Origin of the sequence: Bacillus sp. FSL K6-0255 (assembly GCF_045040725.1) — a bacterium.
Classification (GTDB): domain Bacteria; phylum Bacillota; class Bacilli; order Bacillales; family Bacillaceae; genus Bacillus; species Bacillus subtilis.
Map to the genome: position 1 here is coordinate 563,101 of NZ_CP150278.1, position 17,500 is coordinate 580,600.

The window sequence follows — 17,500 nt, forward strand, 5'->3', positions numbered from 1 at the left end:
AGCTGTTTCAGCGTCTTTTGGAAAGAAGCTTCTTTGAATAAAAATAAGGGTAGCCAGCAATGATGAGTGGAGCTGCTAATGCAAGCAGTATCCATGAGCCTGATTGGCTGTCTCTAGTGACTCTAATGAATATATAAGTACCGATCAGAAAATATAATAAAGCACCTAGAAACCAATACATGTTCATTCCTCTTTTTTCTTGCCCGTGTTTTTTGGTTGCGCATTTTTGTCTGTCATATGGCTTAATCGATCAGGGTTCTGATTTTTTAATACCTTTTCGGTCCGGATTCCTTTTCTCTTTAATGATAAAATTGTGAGATCAATCGATTTCAATGATGATCATTCCTTCAATGAATAGTAAGTTCCTTATGATTTTAAAGGTAAATTTGAAAAGATAAAACGTACATAGAGGCAGAACGTTCATGTACGTTTGGGCAATGATCACTTATTGGAAACTCTAATGTTTCCCTGCACCTGATATTGTTGTGTTCCTTCTCTTCCTATAAAATGATTGGATACATGTATGTTTGCACGTTGAAATATGGGTTCGATTTTCATGAATCTCTATTCGGTGAAACAGGTAAAGGAAGTGGATAAGGTTTGCTTATAAGGAATCCTTTTAAAGATAAATATTACTCACATGATAGGCGGGCATTAAACATGCTTGCACTCAGAGTGCCGGGCCTGGCTTTTATTCTCATGATCTATATAGCCTCTATCGTGCTACAATTTGTTTCTGGGGGCTGGTCCATTTTATTGCTTTATGCGTTTACCATATTAATCGCCATTTTTGCTTTGCTTCATTGGCACTCATATCGCTGGGTTAAGAAAAGAGTGATTCTGTATTTCGCGGTACAAGGTTTGATCACCTTTGCACTTGCTAATCTCATGACTGGCTTCTTTATACTTGTCATTATCGGCCTTTATGCATTTTTAATTGGACAAATTATAGGAATGGCAGACAGAAGAAGGACTTTTCTCATTCTTTATCTATTGCTGCTGCTGGTCATAAATTCGGCGTATCACCTTCATAAAGGTGAAGTTTTGCATTTTATTGTTATTGCTGCGCCGATCATGATTGTCATCATCACTTATGCCGCAACATTTTTTGCCCAAGTCGATGAAAAAATAAAAGCTCAATTGACTCTTGAAAGGCTGGAGCTGGCTCATCAGCAGGTAGAACAGCTGACGCTGCAGAACGAAAGACAGCGGATGGCCCGAGACTTACACGATACGCTTGCTCAAGGTCTTGTCAGTTTAAATATGCAGCTGGATGCGATTCATGTTCATCTCGCCAAAGGCAACACAGAGAGAGCGAAGGAAATCATACAACAATCGATGAAAAGAGTGAAAAGCACATTAGCTGATGCACGTTCAGCTATTGACGATCTCCGCAGCAAATCAGAAGAAATCGGTGTTTTAAAAGAAAGAATTACCTCGCTAATGGATCATTTTATAGAGTCGACAGGCATGGCTTGTTTATTAGATTACAGATTGCATCAGGTGCTGGATGTGCGTACAGCTGAAAACTGTTATTACATCATTGGAGAATGCATGACGAATGCGGCAAAGCATGCTGAGGCGAAAACAATCTGGATATCCATTTGGGATGATGAAAAGGGAAGGCTCCATTTAACAGTTAAGGATAACGGCAAGGGATTTGATGTTGAAAAAGGAAAGAAAAAGAGAGGACATTATGGGCTTCTTGGCATACAAGAACGCGTCAGGGCAATAAATGGCCAATTCAATATCAAGAGTACAAAATTGAAAGGAACACAAATTGAGATCACTGTACCAATTCAGGGAGAGATGCAAGATGAATAAGGTTTTAATCGTTGATGACCATCTTGTCGTGAGGGAAGGTTTGAAGCTTTTAATTGAAACGAATGATCAATACACCATTATAGGAGAGGCGGAAAATGGAAAAGTCGCAGTCCGTCTTGCAGATGAATTAGAACCGGATATCATTCTGATGGATTTGTATATGCCGGAGATGAGCGGGTTAGAGGCCATTAAACAAATAAAAGAAAAACACGATACCCCCATCATTATTTTGACTACATATAATGAAGATCACTTAATGATCGAAGGGATTGAATTAGGAGCGAAAGGATATCTGTTAAAGGATACGAGTTCAGAAACCCTTTTTCACACAATGGATGCAGCGATCAGAGGAAATGTGCTATTGCAGCCTGATATCCTCAAACGTCTGCAAGAAATCCAATTTGAGCGGATGAAAAAGCAGCGCAATGAGACGCAGCTGACAGAAAAGGAAGTCATTGTTCTAAAAGCAATTGCTAAAGGTCTTAAAAGCAAAGCGATTGCCTTTGATTTGGGCGTCTCTGAGCGAACAGTAAAGTCAAGATTAACGTCCATTTACAATAAATTAGGCGCGAATTCAAGAACTGAGGCAGTAACGATTGCCATGCAAAAAGGTATTCTGACAATAGACAACTAAACTGCATATTTGAAAATTGCCCAAACGTACATGCCCGAATGTACGTTTTTTTCATTTCATTGTCAACTACAATGAGAAAGAATGTGATCAAGCAATGTGTTGAAAGGAGATTATCATGTCAAAAATGTTATATACATTAGGAGGATGGGTTGCTCGCAATCGCATAAAAGCAATATGTGCGTGGATCGTTGTGTTAGTTGCTTCGATAGGCCTTGCAGTCACCTTAAAACCAAGTTTTTCTGAAGATATGTCCATACCTGACACACCTTCGGAAAAAGCGATGGATGTGATTCAGAAAGAATTTCCTCACGGTCCTGATAAAGGGAGCATACGGGTTATTTTCGGTGCTGGTGATGGGGAGAAACTTACTGGGAAGCCAGCAAAAAAAGCAATAGAAGATACGTTCAAAGAAATCAGTAAAGATGATTCTGTTGACTCGATTGCAAGTCCTTTTGTGACAGGGACAATCGCGAAAGATGGCACAGTTGCCTATGCTGATATCAAGTATAAATCATCAGCAGATGATATAAAGGATTACTCTATCAAACACTTAAAAGACAGTTTGAAAATGGCTGATGATGAAGGATTGCAAACTGAGCTAAGCGGAGATGTACCGGGAGCCGAGATGGAGATAGGCGGTGTCTCTGAAATTGTCGGCATTATCTTGGCTTTTGTCGTTTTAGCCATTACATTCGGTTCTTTATTAATAGCAGGTTTGCCGATTTTAACTGCACTGATTGGTTTAGGTGTAAGTATTGGACTGGTTTTGATTGGGACACAAGTATTTGATATTGCTTCCGTCAGTCTCTCATTAGCCGGAATGATTGGCCTTGCTGTTGGTATTGATTATGCTTTATTTATTTTTATGAAACACCGCCAGTTTTTAGGCGAAGGCATACAAAAGAATGAATCAATTGCGAGAGCCGTGGGAACAGCGGGAAGCGCAGTCGTTTTTGCCGGACTTACTGTTATCGTTGCACTTTGCGGATTGACTGTTGTTAACATTCCTTTTATGTCTGCGATGGGGCTGACAGCAGGGCTTAGTGTACTGATGGCTGTTTTGGCTTCCATTACACTTGTGCCTGCGGTCTTATCGATTGCAGGGAAGCGGATGATTCCGAAATCAAACAAGAAAATAGAAAAACAAAGCACTGAAACAAATGTCTGGGGACGCTTTGTCACCAAAAATCCTATCATGCTAAGTGTATGCAGCATTCTGATTTTGATCGTCATTAGTATCCCATCTATGCATTTGGAACTGGGCTTGCCTGATGCTGGGATGAAAGCTAAGGATAATCCGGATCGCCGGGCATATGACTTGCTTGCCGAAGGCTTTGGAGAAGGATTTAATGGCCAATTAACAATCGTAGCGGATGCCACAAATGCTACAGAAAATAAGGCGGAGGCTTTCGCAGATGCAGTGAAAGAAATAAAGGGCTTAGACCATGTAGCAAGTGTCACCCCTGCAATGCCTAATAAAGAAGGGAACTTTGCCATCATTACGGTCGTTCCGGAAACAGGTCCAAATGATGTCACAACGAAAGATTTGGTACACGATGTACGCAGTTTGTCAGATAAAAACGGAGTAGATTTGCTTGTTACTGGATCGACTGCAGTGAATATTGACATTTCAGATCGCCTGAATGATGCGATACCGGTGTTTGCTGTACTTATTGTTGGCTTTGCGTTTGTATTGCTGACCATCGTTTTCCGTTCGCTGCTTGTGCCGTTTGTTGCTGTTGCAGGTTTCATGTTGACGATGACAGCCACTCTTGGAATCTGTGTATTTGTCTTGCAAGACGGGAATCTCATCGACTTTTTCAAAATACCTGAAAGAGGGCCGATACTCGCGTTCCTGCCGATTTTATCTATTGGGATTCTGTTCGGGTTAGCCATGGATTATCAAGTATTCCTTGTCAGCAGAATGCGTGAAGAATATGTAAAAACAAACAATCCAGTACAAGCCATTCAGGCTGGATTAAAACACAGTGGTCCTGTTGTTACAGCAGCCGGCTTGATCATGATCTTCGTTTTTGCAGGATTTATCTTTGCAGGCGAAGCTTCTATTAAAGCCAACGGATTAGCTCTTTCCTTTGGTGTGCTCTTTGATGCCTTTATTGTAAGAATGACACTGATTCCAAGTGTCATGAAGCTGATGGGGAATGCAGCCTGGTATTTGCCGAAATGGCTGGACAAGATGATTCCGAACGTGGATATAGAAGGGCATCAACTGACAAAGGAAATACAGCCGGAAATAGATCATGAACAAAAGAAACAAATCAGTGTGTAATAGAAAAAGCAGATCTTTAATGATCTGCTTTTTTTGCATATGGTAGTATTTAGAAGATGAAGTCGGCAGTTAAAAGGAGACACTTATGGCGCCATCACTCATTTTCGATATGGATGGAACTTTGTTTCATATTGGCAGAAGCTGCATCATACTAGCAGGCATCCCAGGAGAAGTGACATGATTTTTTGACTTTGCATTCACTACTTGATGCCAACGATCTTGAGAATCCTTCTTGAAAATAAAGGATTTTACAACTGATCATATAAGAAACCTAAAGAAACAAGCACACAAAACCAGCTGCGGGTTTTGTCCAAGAAAAATAGAGTCCATGAGAGAGACTCTATTTTTTGAAATGCCCGGCTAGAAGTATATTGCAGGTCTTTATGAATGCAAAACACTATCTTATAAGCCCTTACCGTGAAATGCCTGTTTCTGCATTGAAAAAACGCATTACACGTTCATTTACGTAAGCGGGTTGTTCCATCGATAAAACATGTCCGGCATTTTTAATGACTTCCGCCTCAATATCAGGAACGAATGAAGAGGCTCGGTGCAGGGCTGAGTGGGGATCATAGATGACTTCATGTTCACCAAGTAATAATAGGATAGGAACTCTTGCTGAACGTAATTCCTCATCGGTAAAAACATACGGAAATCCGTCGGCTTTAGGATTTGGGTTTCTTGATCCATCCTGCCACATTACCCCTGCCTGAAACTGCTTCACAAAAATCGGGTGCAGCACATTCTGATCATTCATCATCCAATTTAAGAATGTTTCAACTCCATTTGACGCTGTAAGGCCAAGAGCGTATTTGTAGAAATCGTGATGAAATGGCAAAAACGTTTCTGCCGGACTCAGTATAGCTGCGCTTTTTACTCTCTCAGGCATACATAAAAGGAAATTCATCGTATGGAGACCGCCAAGCGAAAGTCCGATCATGTGGGACTTTTCGATCCCCAGGTTGTCAAACACATCAAGAAGCCAATTGGCGTAATCCGTTCTTGTACCGCTTACATTCTCAGGAATACTCTTGTTTTTATCACCTATGATATCAACTGCATAAGTTCTGTATTTACTGCTCCAATCGGCGATGTTGGGATACCACATCGTCGAGCTGAATAATGCTCCGTGGAGTAATACAAGCGGCGGGGCATCCTCTGGGCCGCTTGCAATCACATGTGTTTGACCAAAACGAGTAGATATATAGAATGATTTACAACGGACCGGCCAAAGACTAAGGCTTTCATTATAAGTTTGATAATAGCGGATACCGTTGTCACTTAATTCGGGAATACTAGATGAATGGTTTGACATACAAATGCCCCTCCCAATTTTATTTAAATGAATGTGCCGTTTCGTGATGGGGAATCTGATTTTGATATAACAGACTTTATTTACAATATAATACAGTTGTTATTAGACGTCAAATCCAAGATGAAAAGGAAATAAAACGATTGGAACAGATTATTGAAAATCAATATAACAGAATATTAACCTCCTTTGTGGAGCCGCTTCATTAAAGCCGCAATCCAAATGCATGAATCACAAAAATCACAACAGGAGGGATCAAGAGGGAAGGCAGCAAATTCAATGTTTTGAACTTCTTGATTCCAAGAATGCTTAGACCTGAACTGAGGATGAGTATGCCTCCCACAATTGTGATTTCATTAATAAGGTCTGTATTGATTGCGCTCTCCATTACTTTAGCAAATAAATAGATGGAGCCCTGCCAGACAAATAATACAATGGCGGCAGCCGCTATTCCAAAACCAAAAGTTGAAGCGAGCACAATGGAGGTGATCCCATCTAACATCCCGTTTGTCAGAAGGTATGTATAATCTCCATGCAGAGCGGCTTCAACAGGGCCCAATATTGACAGCGAACCTATACAAAATAATAAGACCGCAGTAGATAAGCCCTCTGCTAAATTACTTTTAGAAAATTTGTTCACCAGCTTGTTGAATCGTAATTCTAAATTGATGATCTGGCCTAGCAAACCTCCAATGGCTAAACTCACGATGAATAGAATGGGGTATTTACTATCAGGCAAGTGCTGTGTAATGGCGTTGATCCCCAGCGCGACCGCAGCGAACCCCATTGCCTGCATCAAAATATCCTGGTATTCATCTTTAATGCCTTTTTTGAATATCCCCCCGATTATGCTTCCTGCAATAATCATCACTGTGTTAAAAATCGTTCCAAACATAAGCTTTCTCCTCCAAAAATCATTCCTGCATAAAAAATAAACCCTCTAGTTAGTAGAGAGTCAAGGGAGATAAAAACATATTCATGAGATTATTTGATGGGCAGCAGGATTTCAGTCACATAATTATCTAGGTTATTCGTAATGCCATAATCAATGAGTGTGATTTCAATTGAGTCCCCTGCTACCTCATAATGATGTTCTTTCATATATGCCAGTAATTTTTTGTAGTATGGTTCGGCTTCTGGATGTGACCCTTTAAACCTAATTTGCAGATATTCTCTTGAAGGAAAGATGATTTCTGAAGAAGTTTTTTCATTTTCATCTTCAAGAATCATAAATATACTGGAATATTTGTCAAACTGTTTTGCTTTCACATTTGCTGCTGATATGGATAAACCGATCTTGCCTATGAATATATCTTCGTTCACATTCAGGTGGGTTCTCAATTCAGCTAACGAATGTTCGATATCATGGCCGAGAACATATTCATGCTGCAAGTAAGCCACACGCATTGCGGGAAGTTTGATTTTTGTAATTTGATATAACGGCATGTTAACGGCATCTTCTATATGTGTGATGCGTCGGGAGATCTTTCGTTCAATGCGTTCCAATTCTTTCTTTTTGCGATCAATTTCAGCCTGCTGGCTTTTTAGTAAATGAAGAAGAGTGTTTGTATTTTGAGAGTTATAAAAATCAAGAAGCTTATTGATTGGCAGGCCTAGGGCCCTCAAATACTTGATGGTATCCAGCCGCTCAAACTGTTGGGTAGAATAATATCTATAGTTCGTTTGCCCATCTTTATATTCCGGTTTCAAAAGGCCGATTTCATCATAATACCGAAGAGCAGAGATTTTCACATTGAATAACCTTGACACTTCTCCAATCGAAAAAAATTCCTTCATTCTAACAACCTTTCTGTCCCTATGATTATATACATCCACATTATATAGTACGGGCGAGTTCTAAAGGTAAAGTTTGCATCATAAAGAAAAAGCTCCTTCTAAAAAGGAGCTTTTCACTCTTCGAAATAAGGATTTACATGGATGAGCACTTCTTCTACATCTGAAAACTGTCTTTTGATTTCATTTCGAATTTCGCGGGCAATATCGTGTCCCTGCTTAATTGTCAAATCATGATCCAAAGATAAACGGACATCAAGCAATTTATAGTGGCCATGTTCTCGCGCGCGGATTCTATCAATTCGTTTTACTTGATCACATTGAAAAATAACAGCTTTATATTCCTCTATCAGCTCGGGATCAACACTCTTTTCCATGAGCACATCAACAGACGGCCTGATTAATTCCATTGAAATCTTAAAAATGAGGTAAGCAACGATTGCACTGGCAATGGCATCGGCGTACAACAGATAGGACCATCCGCGGGTGTTTCCGATGATAGCCAACAGGACGCCGATAAAAGCGGCAAGAGAGGCAACGATATCGCCTTTATGATCGTACGCAATCGCTATAATCGCTTTGCTGTTCCATTTTTCCCCTTGCTTTATAGAATAACGATATAAGATTTCCTTAGCCACGTACGAAATCAGAGCCGCAAACAATGCGCTGTATTGGGGAACGCTTGGCCCTTTAACAAAGGACAGAATCGCTTCTATGAGGATATAAACGGATACGATCACTAAGATAATTCCTACAATCGCCTCACTAATGACTTCAGCTTTTCCGTGACCAAAAGGATGGTCTTGATCGGGCGGTTTATTGGAAATTCCGATCACTGCCAAGACTGCAATCGAAGCAACGACATCTGCCGCGGAATGTATTCCGTCTGCAAACACGGCTTCACTATCGCCTACCAGCCCAAAAAAGACCTTTCCTGCCATTAAGATCAGATTGGCGATCAATGCAATCAAAGCAACTTTTCTGCTTATTTGTTCTCTTTCACTTGCCATTTTTTCCTCCTATAAAACTGCACAAAAAAATAGGAGTGCTCTATATACGCTCTCCGTATCCTTTCCTGTGTAATCACTTTGTTTATCATACCAATTCAATTTCGAGTGGGTCTATAGCAACGTTGTTTCCTGTTTACTAATAAATAAGGTGACAGAAAAAAAGTTGGAGCTATGCTAAAAAGGTCATACAGCAAACAAATGAGTTCTTATGTAACAACAGTGATGATTCGCTATTAAAATGCTGCCGTCAGTGAAAAATTTCCACCTAATTTTCAAAAACCTATTGACATGAGAAGATCTGTATTTTACTATTATCTCATATTCAAGATATTTTAATTTGAGATATTTGGTCGGAAAGATCAGCGATCAAGCGCAACTCTAAGTGTTCAATCGTTGTCAGTTCTTTTACACAATATTCAATATGATTTTTTATAACATAATATCTCGAATTCGAGATAAAAGGGAGTGTAGCGTAATGGCTGAATTTACTCATTTAGTCAATGAAAGACGATCTGCAAGCAATTTTCTTTCAGGTCATCCAATCACAAAAGAAGATCTCAATGAGATGTTTGAATTGGTTGCATTGGCACCATCGGCTTTTAATTTGCAGCATACAAAATATGTGACGGTTCTTGACCAGGACGTAAAGGAAAAGCTGAAGCAGGCCGCAAACGGACAATATAAAGTGGTTAGCTCTTCTGCGGTTCTCTTGGTATTAGGGGATAAGCAGGCATATCAACAAGCGGCCGATATCTATGAAGGTTTAAAGGTATTGGGGATATTAAATAAGCAAGAGTATGACCACATGGTGCAAGACACCGTTTCGTTTTATGAAAACAGGGGAGAACAATTTAAGAGAGATGAGGCGATAAGGAATGCTTCACTTTCTGCGATGATGTTTATGCTGAGTGCTAAGGAAAAAGGCTGGGATACCTGCCCGATGATCGGCTTTGATGCGGAAGCCGTAAAACGGATTTTGAACATAGACGACCAATTTGAGGTTGTCATGATGATTACGATTGGAAAAGAAAAAACAGAGAGCAGAAGACCGCGCGGCTACCGGAAGCCTGTGAATGAGTTTGTTGAGTATATGTAAAAGGAGCGGATAAAAATGGCTAAAAAAACGATGGGAATTCATCATATTACAGCGATTGTCGGTCACCCTCAAGAGAACACAGATTTTTACGCAGGAGTGCTTGGGCTTCGTTTGGTCAAGCAAACTGTCAATTTTGATGACCCAGGTACGTATCATCTTTATTTTGGGAATGAAGGCGGGAAGCCGGGAACAATCATTACCTTCTTTCCGTGGGCCGGAGCCCGCCAAGGCGTCATTGGAGACGGTCAAGTTGGCGTGACTTCGTATGTCGTGCCGAAAGGGGCTATGGCATTTTGGGAAAAGAGACTAGAAAAGTTCAACGTTCCCTACACCAAAATCGAGCGCTTTGGGGAACAATATGTAGAATTTGATGATCCTCATGGACTGCACTTAGAAATCGTGGAAAGAGAAGAAGGAGAGGCTAATACGTGGACTTTCGGAGAAGTAACGCCCGATGTTGCCATTAAAGGTTTTGGGGGTGCAACCCTATTATCAGAGCAGCCTGACAAAACCGCTGACCTTTTAGAAAACATCATGGGGCTGGAGCGAGTCGGCAAAGAAGGAGACTTCGTTCGTTATCGTTCCGCCGGTGATATCGGAAATGTGATTGACCTTAAGTTAACGCCTATTGGCCGCGGGCAAATGGGGGCCGGAACGGTGCATCACATCGCTTGGCGGGCTAACGATGATGAAGATCAGTTAGATTGGCAAAGATATATTGCTTCCCACGGATATGGTGTAACTCCTGTTCGGGATAGAAACTACTTTAATGCCATTTACTTCAGGGAACACGGGGAAATCCTGTTTGAAATCGCAACTGATCCCCCAGGCTTTGCACATGATGAAACACAGGAAACAATGGGCGAAAAACTGATGCTGCCTGTGCAATATGAACCGCATCGCACACAAATTGAACAAGGGCTGCTGCCGTTTGAAGTAAGAGAGTTAGATTGATTTGACACATAAAAAATAAAGAAACATATATTCAATTGATGATTGCTGGATGGTACTGTCAGCAAAGAATCAGATAAAATCAAAGATGAGGAGAGATACAAATGGAAGATGCAGGACTGTTGCTTATTCGTATAATGATTGGTGTGGTGTTTTTGTTTTATGGCACACAAAAATTATTCGGCTGGTTTGGCGGATACGGGATTAAAGGAACCGGACAATGGTTCGAATCAATTGGGGTGAAACCAGGAAACGTTGCGGCCGCTCTATCAGGTCTTGGGGAGTTAGTAAGCGGAATTCTATTTATTTTAGGCGTATTCCTCCCGCTTGGAGCTGCTATCATAACAATCATCATGTTAGGTGCTATCGTAAAAGTCCATGGAGCGAAAGGTTTTGCGAATGGCGCCGGAGGTTTTGAATATAACCTGGTGCTCATTGCAGTTTCCATAGGGGTTGCACTCATCGGTTCAGGAGCTTACGCTTTGCATTTTTAATACGAAAGTATGTAAGAACAGTTGCTGCTTGTCAGTAACTGTTCTTTTATTTTCACATTTTCGGCAAGCTTGCAGGTACTCTGCAAAGCAAAAAAGCGGATATCATAAATATAAATCTGTATAGTGAATGATACGTATTGATGAGCTTGGTCATGAAAAACAGACCTATTTGAAGGAGTAAATGGATGAAAGAGATGACAGGATTACATTCATTAGTTTCTATAGAAAACTTTATCAAACAGCACAAATTCAGTTTTATTTATATATCAAGGCCTGGCTGTACAGTATGTCACGCAGTTCTGCCCCAGCTCAGAATAGTATTGGATCAGTTTCCAAACATCAAATTGGGGCATATCAATGCTGACGATGTAGCAGAGGTCGCCGGCAGATTTTCAGTTTTCACCGTTCCTGTGCTTCTTTTGTTCATTGATGGGACTGAGTTTCTAAGAGAAGCCCGTTTTGTTCATTTTGAACAGCTTGAACAAAAGCTGAAAAGGGTTTATCGATTATATGAAGGCGAATAAAGGAATAAGGCAAAAAAAGAACTCAAATGAGTTCTTTTTTTATTCTTCACTAGGCGAAGAAGGGTTATCAACCTGCCCTTGATCACTTGTATCATTATCACAACTTGCTGAAATAATAATTGAATGAGAAGGAGAGTAATCTCCTAATGTGAAATTCACTCCGTAATTTTTGCTGTTCGCAGTATGGCTGTTTTGCAAGTTTTGTCCGATATCTGTATTGGCGTTTTGTGTCATTCCATTTATCGTGAGATTTGAGATGTTGATTTGAGATCGCATGCTTCAAAAACTCCTTTCACTCAGAAGTAGCTGTCATAAAGGACGCTGGCAGTCTATTTACTTCTATGATATTGCGTTTTTATATCATTGCATCAACATAATGGTAAAAATAATAGCGAGTGAATGATCATCTTTTGAAGATGATCAACCTATCAGCAGAAATAAAGCCGCCTGATAAAGAGGCGGCAGATCGTTATATGTCATCTATGAATTTGATGTATCGTTTTTCGTTTGCCTGAAGGATAAGATAGTCGTTTTTAATGATGAGTAGGAGCCTATAGCAGCGTAGCCATAAAACCAGCCCATAAATACGCCAGAAAAGAGGCTGTGTCGATGGCTTATGAAAACAGAAATGACAAGGCCTGTTATTAAGGCAACTGACGGTACAAAAGTTTTGGGGATTTTCAATAATATTTTGAGGATTTGGGTTATCAATATGATGATTGGAACAGCTATCACAGCATCCCAAAAGTTCGTGTGAATAATTGGAAAAGCCATACGGCACCTCATGAAGTGTTTATTTCTTAATTTTTACGCTAAAAGCTTGGAAAGCAGCTCTTGGATCGCATATGTTACATTTTGGGCTTGATTGGCGGAGCTTGTTTGGCTTAAAGCATTGGATTCAAAAACCAAACCTGTATTACTCCCACCGGAACCCTCTGTTGTTTTAGACACAGAGAACGGGCTGATGGAAACTGCAAATCCGTTATTAAAAACGCTGTTCCCGGATATCAAATGAATATAAACTGGGAATTTCATCATTCATCTCTCCTCTCTGTTATGACTGTTTATACAATATGGTGTGTGAGCAGCAGTTGCTTAAACAAAACGGCAAAAACTTTCAGTAAGAGACAAAAACCTGCAAAATGCCACAAGCGCCTTTTGTTAATGCAGCTTTTTAGGGACGTTTTTTTTATTTTTTTTGCCAACTTCATCAAAAATATTCTGATTGCCAGACTGGGCTTGTCCGTCCTTATTTATGAAATCGGGGTGAATGAGTTTTTTCAGATCCCTGACTGTTAAAGGCTTGGCGTCATCAGTTAATTCTATTCCTAATTGCCCGTTTGCCTCTAATGTCGCAATTTTGACATCTTGTATAGCCGTAACGCCGTGAAGCCTTAGCTGCATTTCAAGCTGGTCAGCTGTAAGTCTCATCTTCTTTAAGTTTTCGATATGAAGCTGTCCGTTTTCAATGACGATTTTTGCTTTTCCGGTTAACATCTTTTCAATGGTGTTCGATTTCATTTGGATCCATTCCATAACGATGAGTGTGCTTGTGAAAATTGCCGCTGCAATTAATGTTTTGAAGAGGCTGTACTCGATGATTGGCTGAACGATAATAGTTCCGATCGAAATCATGACAACCGTTTGAGTCGACGTCATTTGTGCGATTGATTTCCTTCCTGAAATTCTCAGCAAAATGACCCCGGCTACAATGAGAACAAGAGATTCCCAAGTGAAATTCATGCTACCACCTGACCAATGATGAATTAGATTTGTCATGGGATTGGCTTTTCTTCCGGCCAATCGCAATTTAATATATCCGAAAGGCAGTCGGTTCATTCTGTCCTGAACCGAACAATATTTTTGGTATAGATGGATATATTAAGCCAAACAATGATAGCAACAGGAGTTTTTTGGCCGAAACAATCTGGGAAGCGGGGAGCGCCATAACATGATTGAACTTGAAGTTGTCATTAGAACGGTTGCCAGCTTTGGCTTGCTGTTAATCGCAGAACGAATTTTAGGCAAACAGACAATCTCTCAAATGACGATTTTTGATTTTATTGCGGCGATCACACTAGGGGCGATTGCTGCCGGATTAGCTTACAATACTTCAATAAAACCGCACAATATGGCCATTTCGTTTAGTATTTTTGTGCTAACCATTTTTCTAATTTCGTTTCTGTCGATAAAGAACAGGAAGCTGAGGAAATTTTTTGCCGGAGATCCAACAGTGCTGATTCAAAACGGGAAGATACTTGAATCAAATATGAGGAAAATGCGTTACACACTTGATTATTTAAATCAGCAATTACGGGAAAAAGAAATATTTAATATCGAAGAAGTTCTTTTTGCCATTCTTGAAACGAATGGTCAGCTGACTGTGTTAAGAAAACCGCAATTCCGGCATGTGACCAAACAGGATTTAATGATTGCGGTAAACCAAGAACAAAGGCTTCCGATAGAACTTATTATGGACGGAGAAATCATTGAGAATAATTTAAAGCAGAATCGTTTGACGGAATCCTGGCTTTTGGAAGAATTGCGAAAAAGAGACATAAAGGTGAAAGAGACCGTGTACGCAGTGCTGCTGGGTAATGGGGATATTTATGTGGATCAATATAAAGACCATATATCAGTCCCTATGGATAAGGAATGAAGGAACAATCAATCTTAAAGCCCCTTATTGAACGCAACGGTTTCAACTTGTCTTGGGTACGAAATATGCAGAAGCCCGTTTAACAGCTGAATCTGTAACAAATGAGTTTCAGCGGCTTCGGGAAGCTGAATGATTCGCTCAATTTCTCCGTAATACCGTTCACGCAGCACTTCCATTTCGGCTGGAAAAACAGGCGTGATCGTTCCTTTGATCAGCAGCTGGGTTTTAGACAGTAAACGGATCGTTAATTCTTCCTCATACACACCGGGCATTTCCACAATGATAAAATTATATTCCTCATCTTGATAAAAGTCGTAAACAAACGTAGAAGCTTCGGAATCAAAAAAATGTTCCGGGGCTTTATATTTGAGCACATTTGTCCAAAAGTCACTTTGTTTATATTCATTCGTAATCTCAAGCCACTTTCGAATTTTTTCGAAATCCATATGAGATTCTCCTTAAATTTGATTTGAAATCGGCGCAGAAGGGTTTCCGATTTGGTCTTGGTCACTAACGTCTGAATCAATATTTCCAGTGTTTAAAAGTGAAGACGTAGGCGAAAGATCCCCTAAGGAAAAGTTTGCTCCAAAATATTTGCTGTTCGCAGTATGGCTGTTGTGCACAGTCGGACCGACATCTATATTTCCGTTTTGCGTGACGCCGTTGATCTTAATATTTGCGATATTAATTTGATATGGCATAGACGAAACCCCTTTAATCTAAAATTGGCGGTGGTGCAATCGGAGGAGCATTAACGTTGGATGTATCAGAGTTGCCGATAGATGTCTGGTCATTTACATCAGGATCGTTTAAGAAGTTTTCCATTACGGATTCTGTAGGTGATGTATCACCGAAAGAAGAGTTGGTCCCTTGAGATTTTTGATTGTTGGTAGGGCTGTTATAAGCAGCTTCGCCTATTGTAATTGAACCATTGCCCGAAATACTGTTGATCTTCAAATAATATAGGTTGATTACTGTAGACGGCATCCCATCACACCCTTCCATCTTTCTGTACAGTACATTATGCGCCGCTGCACCCAATTGTTCCTTGCATTTACGGGCAAAACTCTATCTGGCCCCGGAGTGATGCTCAATTATCAGTGAATGAAAAGCCATTGATATAGGAATCAATGAATTGATTCAGTTATTCGAAATGCATGAGACCTTTTAATAAAGGAAGCTGGCAAACAGGATCAGTTTGAAATAATTGACAATGAAGCTAATGCCATGAAATAATACTCGTGAGTAACATTAATCGTGAGTATTATTTTTGGGGTGGTCCTAGTTGAAAAGTAAAGGACGTAAAGGAGTAGAAAGCCGAAAACGGTTACTTAAAGCTGCCGCTAATGAATTTTCGGTTCGGGGATTCCATGACGCGAAGGTAAGTGAAATTGTGAAAAAAGCTGGGTTCACGCAGCCTTCATTTTACCTGTACTTTCAAAGCAAAGAAGCCATCTTTGCCGAGTTAATAACCGATTTTCACTCTCGAGTCAGAAAGCTGACAGAGTCACTTCTTCTGGAAAACGGATTAAACACGGAGGATGTGTCAAAACGGGTACTGCTAGCTGTAGAGACTGTTTTTCAATTTTTGGATGAGGACAAGGATTTAACCAAGATCGGCTTTTTTCTCAACCCGGAAGCAAAACAAATGAAAAAAGACTTGGCGATGGTTTTGAAAGAGAACTTAGAAGCAGAACAGCGGCTTGGCTATTTTCACTCTGAACTGGATATGGAAACTGTCGCTGAGTGTTTGGTCGGCATGATTGAACATTTAACCGAATCATTTTTGTTAACCGGAATCAAAGATCCGGCAAGCCTCGCAGCAGAGGTTGTGAATCTTTTAATTTACGGGATGCTTCCGAAAGGGAATGATGTAAGATGATATCTATTATGATGAAAGTCAGTTTGGCAGTTTTTATGCTTGCGGGAGGCATCATAAAGGTAAGCCGCGTTCCCTTTCAAGTTGAGCATTGGCGGCATTATCAATATCCATTATGGTTTCTGACTGTTACTGGCATTCTTGAAATAGCCGGGGCACTTGCTATGACAGCGGGAATTTGGAATCGGTATGCAGCAATTGGAGCAGGTATTCTGTTTGTCGTTCTCATGGCGGGAGCAATTCATGCGCATATGTTTCGAGCAAGACAATCTGTCATCATGGCGATACCAGCGATGATTTGTTTGATTGTTTCAATCATGATCATCATGGGGAGTTACACGTAAGCTTTTCACTAATGTTTAAGAACAAGCCCATTTGCAGGAAATCTCCTTTTCTTATCGAATAATAGAAAGTCCAGGAATTAACTGAATCAGTAAAATAGAGCTCCATTTCTGTGTTATTCGTCCGGCATCAGCTGGGCTTTTTTTATAAAGGAGGAATACAGGATGGCATTCACTTTGGAAGACATGACTGAGGAAGAGTTCGAAGCCTTTCGCGGGATGTCCGTGCAAAATTTTGCGAAACAAAACATAACGTCAGGAACTTGGACGGAAAAAGAGGCGTTTGAGAAATCGGAGCAGGCATATGAAAACATGATTCCGAATGGGCGAGACAGCAGCAATCATTATTTTTGGAACATCACAAATGACCAAGGAGAAAGAATGGGCTGGCTCTGGCTGTATGCTGATCCATTACATCCGCAAAAGGAAGCGTTTATCTATTCCTTTGGGTTGTATGAAGCCTTTCGCGGAAAAGGACTTGCTCAATTGGCGCTTCAAACGCTTGATGAAAGAGCAAGAGAGCTTGGTGCGGAAAGGCTGGCTCTACATGTATTTGCACACAACGAGACAGCCGTCTATCTTTATCAGAAGATGGGCTATGCCATGACCAATATACGTATGCGGAAACAGCTATGCTGAAAAGCCGCTTACGTTACCCAAATACAACATGCCTATCTGGAAGCGGTGGCAGG

Annotated in this window: 24 protein-coding genes; 11 read left to right on the forward strand and 13 right to left on the reverse strand. The window is 40.5% G+C overall.

What is annotated here, in order from left to right; genetic code table 11:
* Positions 1-7 precede the first annotated feature (7 nt).
* Positions 8-187, reverse strand: coding sequence for a hypothetical protein (locus MHB62_RS02915; RefSeq protein WP_010886421.1), 180 nt, complete (start codon positions 185-187; stop codon positions 8-10).
* The gene (locus tag MHB62_RS02920; protein ID WP_003234189.1) at positions 184-333 is read right to left on the reverse strand and encodes a hypothetical protein; all 150 of its coding nucleotides are present in this window, start codon (positions 331-333) and stop codon (positions 184-186) included. Before MHB62_RS02920 ends, MHB62_RS02915 begins: the two co-directional genes overlap by 4 nt.
* A gap of 267 nt (positions 334-600) precedes the next feature.
* Between MHB62_RS02920 and ydfH the strand changes: the two genes are divergently transcribed.
* The 3 genes from ydfH (at position 601) to MHB62_RS02935 (ending at position 4,748) form a co-directional block, all read left to right on the forward strand.
* Positions 601-1,824: a two-component system sensor histidine kinase YdfH gene (ydfH, locus tag MHB62_RS02925; protein WP_032678641.1), complete on the forward strand. Its 1,224-nt coding sequence runs from the start codon at positions 601-603 to the stop codon at positions 1,822-1,824.
* Entirely contained in the window at positions 1,817-2,458 is a 642-nt protein-coding gene (gene ydfI / locus MHB62_RS02930) for a two-component system response regulator YdfI (RefSeq protein WP_003244318.1), read from the forward strand. Before ydfH ends, ydfI begins: the two co-directional genes overlap by 8 nt.
* A 115-nt stretch (positions 2,459-2,573) precedes the next feature.
* Positions 2,574-4,748 carry an MMPL family transporter gene (locus MHB62_RS02935; RefSeq protein ID WP_019712440.1) on the forward strand — a complete coding sequence of 725 codons (2,175 nt, stop codon included), beginning with the start codon at positions 2,574-2,576 and terminating at the stop codon, positions 4,746-4,748.
* A gap of 412 nt (positions 4,749-5,160) precedes the next feature.
* On the opposite strand, the gene MHB62_RS02940 is transcribed toward MHB62_RS02935, so the two are convergent.
* The 4 genes from MHB62_RS02940 to mneP all read right to left on the reverse strand — a co-directional run bounded on the left by MHB62_RS02940 (position 5,161) and on the right by mneP (position 8,864).
* On the reverse strand, positions 5,161-6,063 hold the full coding sequence (locus tag MHB62_RS02940) for a carboxylesterase (protein WP_019712442.1): 903 nt from the start codon (positions 6,061-6,063) through the stop codon (positions 5,161-5,163).
* A 202-nt stretch (positions 6,064-6,265) separates the two neighbouring features.
* On the reverse strand, positions 6,266-6,955 hold the full coding sequence (locus MHB62_RS02945; RefSeq protein WP_019712443.1) for a DUF554 domain-containing protein: 690 nt from the start codon (positions 6,953-6,955) through the stop codon (positions 6,266-6,268).
* Between the two features lie 89 nt (positions 6,956-7,044).
* Positions 7,045-7,857 (reverse strand): MerR family transcriptional regulator, encoded by an 813-nt coding sequence (locus MHB62_RS02950; protein ID WP_015715309.1) that lies wholly within the window; start codon positions 7,855-7,857, stop codon positions 7,045-7,047.
* A 113-nt stretch (positions 7,858-7,970) separates the two neighbouring features.
* Positions 7,971-8,864 (reverse strand): manganese transporter MneP, encoded by an 894-nt coding sequence (gene mneP / locus MHB62_RS02955; RefSeq protein WP_015252717.1) that lies wholly within the window; start codon positions 8,862-8,864, stop codon positions 7,971-7,973.
* Between the two features lie 475 nt (positions 8,865-9,339).
* On the opposite strand from mneP, the gene MHB62_RS02960 reads away from it, so the two are divergent.
* The 4 genes from MHB62_RS02960 (at position 9,340) to MHB62_RS02975 (ending at position 11,929) form a co-directional block, all read left to right on the forward strand.
* Positions 9,340-9,960 (forward strand): nitroreductase family protein, encoded by a 621-nt coding sequence (locus tag MHB62_RS02960; protein ID WP_003244392.1) that lies wholly within the window; start codon positions 9,340-9,342, stop codon positions 9,958-9,960.
* Between the two features lie 15 nt (positions 9,961-9,975).
* Positions 9,976-10,914: a ring-cleaving dioxygenase gene (locus MHB62_RS02965; RefSeq protein ID WP_003234172.1), complete on the forward strand. Its 939-nt coding sequence runs from the start codon at positions 9,976-9,978 to the stop codon at positions 10,912-10,914.
* Positions 10,915-11,015: 101 nt separating this feature from the next.
* Positions 11,016-11,405 carry a DoxX family protein gene (locus tag MHB62_RS02970; RefSeq protein WP_003234169.1) on the forward strand — a complete coding sequence of 130 codons (390 nt, stop codon included), beginning with the start codon at positions 11,016-11,018 and terminating at the stop codon, positions 11,403-11,405.
* A gap of 185 nt (positions 11,406-11,590) precedes the next feature.
* Complete coding sequence (locus tag MHB62_RS02975; protein ID WP_003244013.1) at positions 11,591-11,929, forward strand: thioredoxin family protein; 339 nt, start codon at positions 11,591-11,593, stop codon at positions 11,927-11,929.
* Positions 11,930-11,968: 39 nt separating this feature from the next.
* Here the strand turns inward: MHB62_RS02975 and MHB62_RS02980 are convergent, their stop codons facing one another.
* The 4 genes from MHB62_RS02980 to MHB62_RS02995 form a co-directional block, all read right to left on the reverse strand.
* The gene (locus MHB62_RS02980) at positions 11,969-12,205 is read right to left on the reverse strand and encodes a spore germination protein (protein WP_003244342.1); all 237 of its coding nucleotides are present in this window, start codon (positions 12,203-12,205) and stop codon (positions 11,969-11,971) included.
* Between the two features lie 204 nt (positions 12,206-12,409).
* Positions 12,410-12,703: a hypothetical protein gene (locus MHB62_RS02985; RefSeq protein WP_009969672.1), complete on the reverse strand. Its 294-nt coding sequence runs from the start codon at positions 12,701-12,703 to the stop codon at positions 12,410-12,412.
* A gap of 33 nt (positions 12,704-12,736) precedes the next feature.
* On the reverse strand, positions 12,737-12,967 hold the full coding sequence (locus MHB62_RS02990) for a spore germination protein (RefSeq protein ID WP_019712444.1): 231 nt from the start codon (positions 12,965-12,967) through the stop codon (positions 12,737-12,739).
* 123 nt (positions 12,968-13,090) lie between these two features.
* On the reverse strand, positions 13,091-13,672 hold the full coding sequence (locus MHB62_RS02995; RefSeq protein ID WP_003234158.1) for a DUF421 domain-containing protein: 582 nt from the start codon (positions 13,670-13,672) through the stop codon (positions 13,091-13,093).
* 208 nt (positions 13,673-13,880) lie between these two features.
* Here MHB62_RS02995 and MHB62_RS03000 point away from each other — a divergent pair, with 208 nt between their 5' ends.
* The gene (locus tag MHB62_RS03000; RefSeq protein WP_003234156.1) at positions 13,881-14,588 is read left to right on the forward strand and encodes a DUF421 domain-containing protein; all 708 of its coding nucleotides are present in this window, start codon (positions 13,881-13,883) and stop codon (positions 14,586-14,588) included.
* 14 nt (positions 14,589-14,602) lie between these two features.
* Here MHB62_RS03000 and cotP read toward each other — a convergent pair whose 3' ends face one another.
* From cotP to MHB62_RS03015, 3 genes are read right to left on the reverse strand one after another with little or no spacing between them, the layout of a single operon-like run.
* Complete coding sequence (gene cotP / locus MHB62_RS03005) at positions 14,603-15,034, reverse strand: spore coat protein CotP (protein ID WP_003234154.1); 432 nt, start codon at positions 15,032-15,034, stop codon at positions 14,603-14,605.
* A 12-nt stretch (positions 15,035-15,046) separates the two neighbouring features.
* A complete protein-coding gene (locus tag MHB62_RS03010) occupies positions 15,047-15,289 on the reverse strand; it encodes a spore germination protein (RefSeq protein WP_003234151.1) in 243 nt (80 codons plus the stop codon).
* A 13-nt stretch (positions 15,290-15,302) separates the two neighbouring features.
* Positions 15,303-15,575 (reverse strand): spore germination protein, encoded by a 273-nt coding sequence (locus MHB62_RS03015; RefSeq protein WP_003243854.1) that lies wholly within the window; start codon positions 15,573-15,575, stop codon positions 15,303-15,305.
* 298 nt (positions 15,576-15,873) lie between these two features.
* Between MHB62_RS03015 and MHB62_RS03020 the strand changes: the two genes are divergently transcribed.
* From MHB62_RS03020 to MHB62_RS03030, 3 genes are all read left to right on the forward strand, one after another.
* Positions 15,874-16,470, forward strand: coding sequence for a TetR/AcrR family transcriptional regulator (locus tag MHB62_RS03020; RefSeq protein ID WP_019712445.1), 597 nt, complete (start codon positions 15,874-15,876; stop codon positions 16,468-16,470).
* Positions 16,467-16,811 (forward strand): DoxX family protein, encoded by a 345-nt coding sequence (locus MHB62_RS03025; RefSeq protein ID WP_019712446.1) that lies wholly within the window; start codon positions 16,467-16,469, stop codon positions 16,809-16,811. Before MHB62_RS03020 ends, MHB62_RS03025 begins: the two co-directional genes overlap by 4 nt.
* A gap of 162 nt (positions 16,812-16,973) precedes the next feature.
* Positions 16,974-17,447: a GNAT family N-acetyltransferase gene (locus MHB62_RS03030; protein ID WP_003234145.1), complete on the forward strand. Its 474-nt coding sequence runs from the start codon at positions 16,974-16,976 to the stop codon at positions 17,445-17,447.
* The last annotated feature ends 53 nt before the right edge of the window (positions 17,448-17,500 follow it).